Origin of the sequence: Cupriavidus sp. GA3-3 (genome assembly GCF_000389805.1) — a bacterium.
Taxonomy (GTDB): Bacteria; Pseudomonadota; Gammaproteobacteria; order Burkholderiales; family Burkholderiaceae; genus Cupriavidus; species Cupriavidus necator_D.
In genome coordinates, this window is record NZ_KB944479.1 from 327,040 (window position 1) to 337,863 (window position 10,824).

Annotated in this window: 8 protein-coding genes and 2 pseudogenes; 7 read left to right on the forward strand and 3 right to left on the reverse strand. The window is 62.7% G+C overall.

Features of this window, described 5'->3' with window-relative positions:
- The first annotated feature begins 5 nt into the window (after positions 1-5).
- The 6 genes from C265_RS17000 to rfbA are packed head-to-tail and all read left to right on the forward strand — an operon-like array spanning position 6 to position 6,921.
- The gene (locus C265_RS17000) at positions 6-1,049 is read left to right on the forward strand and encodes a glycosyltransferase family 2 protein (protein WP_037024469.1); all 1,044 of its coding nucleotides are present in this window, start codon (positions 6-8) and stop codon (positions 1,047-1,049) included.
- Between the two features lie 12 nt (positions 1,050-1,061).
- The gene (locus tag C265_RS17005) at positions 1,062-2,174 is read left to right on the forward strand and encodes a glycosyltransferase family 1 protein (protein WP_010812061.1); all 1,113 of its coding nucleotides are present in this window, start codon (positions 1,062-1,064) and stop codon (positions 2,172-2,174) included.
- Positions 2,156-3,430, forward strand: a complete 1,275-nt coding sequence (locus C265_RS17010; RefSeq protein WP_011615360.1) for a glycosyltransferase family 4 protein — start codon at positions 2,156-2,158, stop codon at positions 3,428-3,430. Before C265_RS17005 ends, C265_RS17010 begins: the two co-directional genes overlap by 19 nt.
- Positions 3,431-3,443: 13 nt before the next feature.
- Entirely contained in the window at positions 3,444-4,727 is a 1,284-nt protein-coding gene (locus tag C265_RS17015) for an oligosaccharide repeat unit polymerase (RefSeq protein ID WP_010812063.1), read from the forward strand.
- A gap of 23 nt (positions 4,728-4,750) precedes the next feature.
- Complete coding sequence (locus tag C265_RS17020; RefSeq protein WP_010812064.1) at positions 4,751-6,037, forward strand: oligosaccharide flippase family protein; 1,287 nt, start codon at positions 4,751-4,753, stop codon at positions 6,035-6,037.
- Entirely contained in the window at positions 6,034-6,921 is an 888-nt protein-coding gene (gene rfbA, locus C265_RS17025; protein ID WP_010812065.1) for a glucose-1-phosphate thymidylyltransferase RfbA, read from the forward strand. The genes C265_RS17020 and rfbA overlap by 4 nt, the downstream gene beginning before the upstream one ends.
- Positions 6,922-6,975: 54 nt before the next feature.
- Here the strand turns inward: rfbA and C265_RS17030 are convergent, their stop codons facing one another.
- Positions 6,976-8,232, reverse strand: coding sequence for a right-handed parallel beta-helix repeat-containing protein (locus tag C265_RS17030; RefSeq protein ID WP_051398480.1), 1,257 nt, complete (start codon positions 8,230-8,232; stop codon positions 6,976-6,978).
- A gap of 448 nt (positions 8,233-8,680) precedes the next feature.
- Here C265_RS17030 and C265_RS17035 point away from each other — a divergent pair, with 448 nt between their 5' ends.
- Complete coding sequence (locus C265_RS17035) at positions 8,681-9,772, forward strand: acyltransferase (protein WP_010812067.1); 1,092 nt, start codon at positions 8,681-8,683, stop codon at positions 9,770-9,772.
- 214 nt (positions 9,773-9,986) lie between these two features.
- Here the strand turns inward: C265_RS17035 and C265_RS31625 are convergent.
- Positions 9,987-10,262 (reverse strand): annotated as a pseudogene (locus tag C265_RS31625) (PDDEXK nuclease domain-containing protein); the annotation flags it as partial.
- A gap of 157 nt (positions 10,263-10,419) precedes the next feature.
- Positions 10,420-10,560, reverse strand: a pseudogene (locus C265_RS32050) (IS5/IS1182 family transposase); the annotation flags it as partial.
- Positions 10,561-10,824 lie beyond the last annotated feature (264 nt).

Here is a 10,824-nt window from a genome sequence, read left to right on the forward strand (position 1 = left end):
CCGTCATGCCGACCAACTCCTCCCCCGCCCTTCTGACGATCGTCATCTGCAACTACAACTACGCGCCGTACCTGGGGGGAGCCATTGACTCCGCGCTATGCCAGACGGCGCCAGGGGTCAGGGTAATGGTGATCGACGACGGCTCCAGCGATGGTTCGCGTGACATCATCCTGGGCTACGGCGACAGGATAGAAGCCGTGTTCCAGCCAAACGGCGGGCAGGTCTCGGCCTACAATCACGCGCTGCGTCGGCTCGATACGCCCTGCGTGATCTTCCTTGACGCCGACGACCAGTTGCAGCCGGACGCCGCCGAGGCGGTGCTGGCCGCCTTCGCAGCCGGCGACTATGTCAAGGTTCAGTTCCGACTGGAGGTAATGACCGAGGACGGGACCCTCACCGGGGTGCAGGTTCCGCAATCCAGCGACGTGACAGACTGCGGCATGCGGCTGCGGGACGGATGGCTGTACCCGTCACCGCCCGGGTCGGGAAACGCCTATCGCGTGGATGCACTCCGGCGCATCTTTCCTGTCCCGGTCACCGCAGACAACATACACGGTGCCGACTTCTACGCCATCTATGGCATTGCGCTGGTCGGCAGCGTTGGCTCGCTTGATCGTGCGCTCGGCCGCTATCGCGTGCACCGGCATACCACGGCGCAAGCAGGCGATGCGGGCAGCGCCAACCTGTCGCTCGCCAATGCCGAAGATGCACTGGCGGGAGCCAGGCAGTCTGCCCGGCGCTGGGCCATCCTGCGCGGGCTGGCCTGGGAACGGCTTGGCGTCGTCCTGCCTGCCGAATTTCTGGATTTCTCCGCGGAGAAGGCCCACTTTGCCACCCTTCTCCATGGCGCGCCGTTGACTCGGCGATGGCGCTGGTTCCGTCATGAGTCCAGCCGCTACTTTCATACGGTTGCCGCCAATCCCTTCTGGAGCGCGCGCAAGAAGCTCGCCGTATGGTGCCTGACCGCACTTTGCCTGGTGCCGGTGGCATCCATCAGCAATCGGGCGGTTCGCTACATCGCCAATCCCCTCGCCCGTGCGGGGTACTGAACCGTATCGGAAATGGCCACCGTGTCCGCCTCCGCAACCGTCTCCATCAACGGCCGCTTCCTGGGCAGGCGCGCGACCGGCGTCGACCGCTTTGCCTACGAAGTCGTACGCGGCATCGACCAACTCGTTGCGGACCACGACCCTATTACTGCCGGGCTGTCGTTCGAGATTCTGGTGCCGGCATCCGTCAAGGTGGATCCACAGCAGTTCCCGCACTTGCGGATCCGGACGGTCCATGGCGGCACGGGCCAATACTGGGAGCAGGTCAGCCTGGCGCTCGCTGCCCGCGGCACGCTGCTGCTGAACCTTTGCAACGCGGCGCCGTTGCTGTTTCCGAACCAGGTCACAGTCATGCATGACGCCGCGCCAGTACGGATTCCGCAAGCCTACACACGCGCGTTCCGCGCCTGGTACCGCATCATGGCACCGTGGGTCGGACGCATCGCGCGGCGTGTGCTCACTGTGTCGGAGTTCTCACGCCGCGAACTCTCCCAGGCCTATCGCATTCCCGACCGCAAGATCGGCGTGCTGCCAATGAGCGGTGATCACATGCAGCGCCTGCCGCAAGCCCCGGACGTCCGCAGAAAGTTCCAGCTATCGGGCCGGCCCTACGTCCTGGCTGTCAGTAGTGCCAGCCACCACAAGAACTTCAGGCTCGTGGTAGAGGCCATCGAGCTGCTCAAGACGACGGAATACGAAGTGGTCATCGTGGGGGCCACGTTGCCCGTGTTCCAGTCGGTGCAGCAGGTAGCGCCAGATTTCGTCAAACGCGTGGGCTATGTTGATGACGACGACCTCAAGGCATTGTTCCGCCATGCTGCCTGCTTTGTTTTCCCGTCGCTCTATGAAGGCTATGGCTTGCCCCCCGTGGAAGCCATGACGCTTGGCTGTCCGGTCCTTGCGTCCAATCTGCCTTCGGTGCGCGAGGCCTGCGGCAACGCCGCGCTCTATTTCCGCCCGACCAGCGCTCGCGAACTTGGCGAGCTGCTGACTTACGTCATGCGTGACAGCACCTTGCGAGACAGATTGCGCGCGCAAGGTTATGCCCACGTGGAACGGAATTCATGGCGCACCACTGCCGCCAAGCTACTTAGCGAGATCACTCCATGGCTCCCACGGCGATGAATCCTCCCCCATTGCGCACCGCAGACGAGTTCGGCAGGGTCGCGGTGGTACACGAGTGGCTGACTACCTACGCCGGCTCCGAACGCGTCCTCGAACAGATTCTGAAGATCTGGCCTGATGCCGACCTGTTCAGCGTGGTTGACTTTTTCCCGGACGCAGAGCGGGCCGTCCTGCAAGGCAAGCATGCCAGGACGTCCTTCATCCAGCACCTGCCGCGCGCCCGGCAGTCGTTTCGCGCCTATCTGCCCTTGATGCCGCTGGCGGTGGAGCAGTTCGACCTGTCCGGATACGACCTGGTGATCTCGTCCAGCCATGCCGTGGCCAAGGGCGTGATCACCGGCCCCGGCCAGCTGCATGTCAGCTATGTGCATTCACCGATCCGCTACGCGTGGGACCTGCAACATCAATACCTGGAAGAATCCCGCCTGACCCGTGGCCTCAAGAGCTGGCTGGCCCGCGCCATCCTGCATTACATGCGGATCTGGGACCACCGGACCGCACACGGTGTCGACCTGTTCGTGGCCAACTCCGCCTACGTCGCGCGTCGCATCCGCAAGGTCTACGGCTGCGATGCCTCGGTGATCTACCCCCCAGTCGATATTGAACGGTTCAGCCTGGGCGATCGCCGCGAGGATTTCTTCCTCACCGCATCGCGTCTGGTGCCGTACAAGAAGGTCGGGCTGATCGTCGAAGCCTTTGCTGCCATGCCGGACAAACGTCTGGTTGTCATCGGCGCCGGTCCTGATCTCGCACGCATCCGGGACATGGCGCCCTCCAACGTCCAGCTGCTCGGCTATCAGTCGACGGACGTGCTGATCGACCATATGCAACGCGCCCGTGCCTTTGTCTTTGCAGCGGAAGAAGATTTCGGCATTGTGGCCCTGGAAGCGCAGGCGTGCGGGACACCGCTGATCGCCCTGGGACGGGGCGGTTCTCGCGAGACGGTCATTGACAGCCTGGACCGTAATATCCGCACCGGCGTCTTCTTTCCGCGCCAGACCGTAGAAGACATCGTGCGCGCCGTGTGCCGATTCGAGGAGAGCGGACCATTCAACCCTGCCGCATGCCGGCGCAATGCGCTCCAGTTCTCACCCGAGCGTTTCCGGCGGGAGTTTCTCGCCATGGTGCGCAGCGCGATGGCGCAGGCATCGACCACGCCGCTCGCAGGGATTGGCCATTCGGCTGACATCCAGCGCGACGTGGCAGCGTTGCCGGTGCCGGTGATCGCCGACACGCTCGAATCGCTGCCGCGCTGACGGAGCCGCTACGATGCCCAACACGCCCGATCACCATGAAGGCTATTGGTGGGAAGACCCCGCCAGGCTACTGCTGTACTTCATCCTGCCGCTATACATGCTGATTGCACTGGACCTGCTTGGCGAACAGAAGGCCATCGAGCGAGTCTACTTCACCAGCTTCCATGCTCTTGCCGGGGCCCTCTTTCTCGGTGTACTCACCGTCGCGGCATACGCCGAACGTATCCTCGTGCCGCCCGCCCGCGCCGAGCCCCCCGAAATTCCGGTACGAGTCCTTGATGCCATGTTCGGCCTCGCACTGGCCGGTTACCTGGTCATGATGGGCGGCGTGATCGCCCAACCTGCCATCCTCCTGTCCTTCCTGAACGGCGGAGCAAATACCTACGACGTCCTTGAACTGAAGGGCCGCATTGCCGGCATCAGCACGCTCACGCAAGCCACCGTGGCTTACGTGCCGCTGTACTTCTATGTCTTCCGCACGCCTGTGCGCGGCTTCAATCGTTACAAGGCCTACATGGTCGTGCTGGGCGTGCTGACGTTGTTGCGCAGCTTCATTTTTGCCGAGCGGCTCGCGCTGGTAGAGGTACTCCTTCCCTGGGCCCTGATGGCTGCCCGCTTCAGCAACCTCCCGAGGCACTCGGTGCTGCTCGCGCTAGGACCCTTCGCCGCGATCGTGCCGATGATCGGCTTCTTCATCGCGAACGAATACAGCCGCTCCTGGCAAACCTACTACGTCAACATCTACGACAACATCCTCGACTTCGCCCTTGAGCGGCTGGCGATGTATTACTCGACCGCGCTGAACAACGGCGCTGGCCTGCTGACGATCATGGGCTGGGGAACCGGCGAGCCAACCTTTACGTTCGACTGGCTCATCAGATTTCCCGTACTCGGGGAGTTTTTCCGGCCGCTAGTGGGTGGCGGCAACGGCTACGGGCTGTTTCTGAATAACTTTGGCGATCCCGAGTTCAACAATCCGTCCGGTATCTTCGTGCACTTCTACGAGTGGGGATGGTTCGCACTGCTGCTGGCAGCGCTCATGGGCTGGATGCTGGCACGCAGCTACGCCGGCTGGAGGGCGGGCGATGGCTTCTGGTGTTGCGCCCATGCCGTGCTGCTGGTGTCGCTGATGGAGATACTGCGCGTGCCGAACCTGTTCAGCGGGCGGAACTTCGTGCCGCTCGCGCTGCTTTGGCTGGTCTTCCAATGCTTCGGCCAGCCGGCCCGACACCGGATCTCGCACAAGGTGCCCCCGCACCATGCCAGGCGCAGCGCCCCGCTACCGGGCCCACCATGACGTCTCCATATATCAACAAGCCCATGCCCCCATCGATCCGTGCGACCGCTGCCTACCTTCTCCTCATCCAGGCAGGCAACTACCTGTTCCCGCTACTGCTCTTACCGTTTCTGGGCCGAGTGCTTGGCGTCAAGGAGTTTGGCGTCCTGGCCTACTGCCAGGCGCTGGCGCAATACCTGATTCTGCTGACCGACTATGGCCACAATCTCACGGCGACCCGCCTGGTGTCCCTGCAACGCGACGATCCGCAAGCGGTGGCCGAGGTGTACTCAGCCACCATGGGCGCCAAACTGCTGTTGACCCTTGTGTCGGCGCTGCTCATGCTGGGCGCGGTGGGCATGGTGCCAAGCTTGCGGGAGCACTGGGAGATCCTGGCCGCGGCGTTCGTAGGCGTCGTCGCCAACGCGATCACTCCGTTCTGGCTGTACCAGGGGCAGGAGCGCATGAAGTCGCTCGTGCTGCCAAATTTCATCTCCAAGGCGGTCAGTCTTTCATGCGTCATCGCGTGGGTTCGGGGGCCCGGCGATGCAGCGCTGGCGGCGCTGGGGATCAGCATCGGCACTGCCATCCTGGCCGCCGCAGCGCTATGGGAGGTGCACCGGCAGCGCATTGCCACGCTGGTCGCCGTGCCAATGCGCGCGATCGTGGCGTCCTTGCGCGAGGGGTATCCAGTGTTCCTTTCCCTTGTGCTGGTCAGCTTCTACGTGAACTTCAACGCGATCCTGCTCAATTATTTCCACGGCCCGGTCGCGGTCGGGCAATTCTCCATGGCGGACAAGATCCGCATTGCGGGCCAGACTGTCTTTACCGTCATCGGCACCGCGTTCTTCCCGCGTATCAGCCAGTACAACGCCACGGATGCTGCCGCAGCGCAGGCGCTGATGCGCAAGGCCATGCTGGCGGTGTTCGGCAGCTCGGTGGCGATGTTCATCGCGATCGAGCTGTTCGCGGATCTTGGCATCCGGATGTGGCTGGGCGAACCGTTCCACGCCGCGATCTTCTTGCTGCGGCTGGAGGGCGTGCTGCTGCCGGTTACCAGCATTGCCTTTGTTTTCGGCAACCTTGGCCTGCTCGCGTTGGGGCGCCACCGCCTCGTGCAGAACATCTACGCGGCGGCGACGTTGCTCCATCTCGTTTATGTGGTCCCACTTGTGTGGTACCTGGGCGCCGAAGGGACGGTGATTTCCGTCATCCTGACTGAAGCGTTCGGAGCCGCGGCCTTCGCGGTCTGCTATCGCCGCGAAACAGCTTCCAGCGCATCGATCCTGAAGATACAGGAAAGACCATCCACGACGGAGATTCAGGCATGACCCGAAAAGGCATCATTCTGGCCGGTGGATCCGGCACCCGACTGTATCCGGTCACGCAGAGCGTTTCCAAGCAACTGCTGCCGGTCTACGACAAGCCGATGATCTACTACCCGCTGTCAACGTTGATGACTGCCGGCATTCGCGACGTGCTGGTCATTTCCACCCCGCAGGACACCCCTCGCTTTGCCGGCATGCTCGGTGATGGCAGCCAGTGGGGTCTCGACATCCGGTACGCGGAACAGCCTTCGCCCGATGGGCTGGCGCAGGCATTTATCATCGGACGTGAGTTTGTCGGCCGGGATCCATCGGCGCTGATCCTCGGCGACAACATTTTCTATGGGCACGATCTCGCCAGACAACTGACCCGGACGAGCCGACGCGAGGAAGGCGCCACGGTATTTGCCTATCACGTCCACGATCCCGAGCGGTATGGCGTGGTCGAATTCGATGAAGACTTCCGCGCATTGTCGATCGAGGAAAAGCCCGCTTCGCCACGGTCCAGCTATGCGGTGACCGGTCTGTACTTTTACGACCATGAGGTGTGCGACATTGCGGCAGATATCCGGCCATCTGCCCGCGGCGAACTGGAGATTACCGACATCAATTCGCGCTACCTCGCAGCGGGCAAGCTAAGCGTCGACATCATGGGCCGCGGCTATGCCTGGCTCGACACCGGCACGCATGATTCGCTCATCGAGGCGGCGCTGCTGGTCTCCACGTTGCAGAAGCGCCAGGGGCTGATGGTGGCATGCCCGGAAGAAATCGCGTACCGTCATCGCTGGATCGATGCAGAGCAGTTGAGTCGGCTCGCCTCCCCGCTCGTAAAAAGCCACTACGGCAGATACTTGCTGCAACTGTTGGCGGAAACGCCGCGGGTCAGGTGACCATCTTGCGCAGATTGCGCCAACCGGGGGCGAAGCGCTGTGCGTGGGCTTCCCTCAACCCGAGCGTGCCTGGCACGCTGGCATCGAGGCCTGCAGGCCTTGGCGCAGGGAGGTACGCACCGGCGGCAGGCGGCCCGCGTCCGCGCCGGAAATCGGGATGGTGCCCGCGCTGGAACATCCTGGTGGGGCTGCGAGGCTCACACCATCGAGCGTATTGGCGTCGCAGATAAACTGCGTCGCCGTACAGTTTCGGTACTGCAGCGACAGGGCGAGGCCACCGATCGCAGCAAAGCGGTTGCCTGAGACGCGGACGCCGCAAACATTGTTCATGGCCCGGAATCCGTCGAACCTCGCGCGCGTTACCTGGTTTCCCGTCACCAGTACCTGCGTCACTGCTCCGCTGCCCGTGTTGATGTCGATAGCTGCATGGCCTGCGGCGGGACGGTCGTTCCCAGGTTGTGTCGCGTTCTGGTCGTCGGAGATGATATTGTTCGCGACCAGGACATTGGTCACGCTGGCCGTACGGTAGCCATCCTCCTGCGCCACCAGCACCGCCGCAGCCTTCTGCACACCTTCGATCCGGTTGCCGGCGACCGTCACGTCGGCACCGCCGACGATAGCAACGCCCCTGCCCCACGCGTTGCCTGCCAGATAATTTCCCGATACGTAGATGTTCTGGCTGAGCACACCGTCCCGCTGGTAGCTGACGATCCCCACCATGTCGTCGCCGGTGGCGGTGACCGCGTTGTCCTGCACGAGCACGTCGCGTGAACCGCCTGTGATGTGGATGCCGTCGGCCAGCGTGCCATGGACCTTGTTGCCGACCAGCGCAATGCTGCTGCCGCGCGAGACAAAGATGCCGACACTCGCACCGCCATTGATGTTGACATCGAGCACCTGGATGCCCTGTCCGTCCACGGCGACCTTGGTCGACGTGGCCGACTCGAGCCGCTGCGTGCCGATGCCCGTCAGCGTCACGCCAACCAGCGTCGAGTTCGCGCCAGTCATCATGATGGCCTGCTCGTCAGGGTTCGTGGCGACCAGCGTCGCGCCATAGCCCGATACCACAACCTGCTCGCCGCGCACTGCAAGCACGTGGCCCACCACATAGGTGCCCGGCGCCAGCACCAGGCGCTGTCCCGCCTGCAGGTTGTCGAGCGCCGCCTGCAGGCTATCTGCCTGGTCTGCGCCGCCGGGTGCAGGCTGCACCGATACATCGGCCGTCGCGCCTACCGCGGCGAACGCGCGGACCGAAGCTCGCGGACTACCGGTCAATACGGCGACAGTACCCGCGACCAGACCTGCCAGCATGGTGCCTGCGACGCAGGCTCTGCGTAGGGATGACTTCACGATGGCCTGCCTGGCTCAGCATCGACCACGGCCTTCAACGGGTTGCCGGGATGTTTCATCGCTGCCGCCTCCATCCAGTGCTGGTCGATTTTCCGCTTGCATCATAGCTTCTAAGGCTGACAGGAACGGCCGCCTGTCCGGAAGTGCCGAGAACTTGGCGGATATTGACGGACGTCGCGCGCATGCGCGGGGTAAGAAAGTCGGCCGAGAGTCGCATCGGCAGCAACGGTTGCCGTGTCGGCGCGATACGACACCGCCGTTCGCCTCACTGGCTATTCCGCCAATCCCTCGGCGCTATCGGACATGCGCCTGATTCTGCCCAGACTGCGGTCTATGCTTGCCGGAAGCTAGCGGAAGCTGTCGGCGTCGTTCCGTCAACCGAGGCCGGCTTAATGAAAAAGGGGGGCATATGAGGCTCGCGCACGTCGCCGGGGGAAGAAAGGACGAAAACAATTTCAACCTGATGCGGATCACAGCCGCGCTCGCTGTGCTTGTCACCCACAGTTACTCACTGGTCTCCGGCGACGTCAATGACGAGCCCTTGCGCAGGCTGATCGGGGTGACCCCCGGAACGATTGCCGTCGACGTGTTTTTCGTCACCAGCGGCTTCCTCGTGACCAAAAGCCTGCTGACGCGCGGAAGCGTGCTCGAGTTCCTGTGGGCGCGCTTCCTGCGGATCTATCCGGCGCTGCTTGTCATGGTCACGCTGGTGGTGTTCGGCCTGGGCATGGTGTTCACGGCGCTGCCGGCCTCTGCATACCTCATCGATCCGGCAACGCGCCAGTTCTTGCTGAAGACGACCACGCTGGTCGCCGGCGCAGTCTATCCCTTGCCCGGTGTATTCGCGATCAATCCGTATCCGGATACGGTGAATGGCTCGCTGTGGACCATGATGTACGAGATCCGAATGTACTTCGCACTGGCCGCGATATGGGTCATCTCCATGGTCGCATGGCACGCTCACCAGCGCGCGTTCCGTGCGGCGGTACTGGTGGTCACGGCGGCCTCGTTCCTGTATTGCGTCTTCGCAATCCTCGGCGGCTCTGCAATGCAGAAGACAGCATTGCCGCTGATGTTCTTCGCGGGCGCCAGCCTGTTCATCCTAAGCGCGCACGTGGAACTGTCCGCTCCCGTCGCGGGGCTGCTACTCGCCGCCGTCGTCGGCAGCGCCTTCGTGCCGAATCACCATGTGTTCGCGCTGATGTACCTGTTGGCAATGCCATACCTGGTGCTTTTTGCAGCGTTTGTTCAGTTACCTGCCCTGTTCCGCTACAACCGCCTGGGCGACTTTTCGTATGGCATCTATATCTACGCCTTCCCGATCCAGCAGTCGATCGTCGCCTTGTTTCCAGGCATCTCAGTCATGATGTTGCTCCTGTCTTCCGGTGTCGTGACGCTGGCGCTTGCGGTGCTGTCGTGGCATCTGGTAGAGAATCGTGCGCTCAAGCTCAAGGCCCCTCTGGTCGGGGCGACCATGCGCGCGCTGGGGCAGGCGTCATGATGGGCCGCGGCTGAGCATGTCCGAAAGTCAAGTTGAGGCCCCAGCCGAGCCAGAGATCTTCTGCACTGCCCCGGGTAGGGGTATCAGCGTGCCCGTCATGGGGCAATCTATATGAACGCGTCTCACCCGTTTCTTTGCTTTCGTATCGCACGGCTTTCTGGCCGGTATTCTGGCCAGCTTCTGGCGCCCAGGCCGTGTTGACAAGGGCGTGGGCTGGTGGATCTTCGATGGCCTGCGGCTTGCGCTGCTTGGCGAGCCAGCGAAGGTAGAGCTCCATCTGTCCCTCGTCGGCGGCCTTGAACTCGCCCAGCTTCATCTCGATCGCCACCAGGCGTTTGAGCCGGCGATTGTAGAACAGCAGGTCGATATAGAAGTCGTCGTTGTCAATCTGCAGCCGCTTCTGGCAAGCAACAAGGGTGAAGCCTGCTCCGAGTTCCAGCAGAAAATGCTCCAGCTCGCGCAGGATGGCGTCCTCCAGGTCGCGCTCTAGCAGGCTGTTGAAAAGCACTCCGTCACGAAGGGCGCAGCGCAGCTAAACACGACTCAACATGCAAATGGCCGCTGAATTCCTACCATGCCATGCAATTGGGTGCCCCAATTCCGAGGCACGCCAGCATGGCGCCGTGCGGCAGCCCCGCTTTGGCCGCTCATTGCACCGCTCCTCGCGGCACCGCAGCCAGTATTCGTGCAATTCGGGTCAAATTGCTGGCGATCATCGTCAGCTTGAAGTGTTGGTCCACGCGTTCGAGGCCACGATATACAGTTTGTCGAAGCCGTCCGACGTCGCGCAGCATTACGTCGATGCTGCGCTTGAGCGATTGCTCGAGGGCAAGCCTGAGCGGGCGGGCATCATCCTTGAACCAGCCGTTGTCACCGGTGAAGGGCTTTGCCTCGGCGCTAGCGGAGATATACCGGGTGCTCCATACCTGAGCGCCCGATGCATCCTTCAGCGTGGTCTTTACCACCACGTAGGGCCGCACGTCGGTGGGCGTGTGAGCTTAGCATTGCTGCTTATGCCGGAAACCTCAGCGGAAAGTGGGGTTGTCGTGGAC

Excerpts from the sequence above, each read along its gene's own strand:
- C265_RS17020 (WP_010812064.1), top strand. The coding sequence starts at position 4,751 with ATGCCCCCATCGATCCGTGCGACCGCTGCCTACCTTCTCCTCATCCAG.
- C265_RS17005 (WP_010812061.1), top strand. The coding sequence starts at position 1,062 with ATGGCCACCGTGTCCGCCTCCGCAACCGTCTCCATCAACGGCCGCTTC.
- C265_RS17000 (WP_037024469.1), top strand. The coding sequence starts at position 6 with ATGCCGACCAACTCCTCCCCCGCCCTTCTGACGATCGTCATCTGCAAC.
- C265_RS17010 (WP_011615360.1), top strand. The coding sequence starts at position 2,156 with ATGGCTCCCACGGCGATGAATCCTCCCCCATTGCGCACCGCAGACGAG.
- C265_RS17015 (WP_010812063.1), top strand. The coding sequence starts at position 3,444 with ATGCCCAACACGCCCGATCACCATGAAGGCTATTGGTGGGAAGACCCC.
- C265_RS17035 (WP_010812067.1), top strand. The coding sequence starts at position 8,681 with ATGAGGCTCGCGCACGTCGCCGGGGGAAGAAAGGACGAAAACAATTTC.
- C265_RS17030 (WP_051398480.1), bottom strand. The coding sequence starts at position 8,232 with ATGCTGGCAGGTCTGGTCGCGGGTACTGTCGCCGTATTGACCGGTAGT.
- rfbA (WP_010812065.1), top strand. The coding sequence starts at position 6,034 with ATGACCCGAAAAGGCATCATTCTGGCCGGTGGATCCGGCACCCGACTG.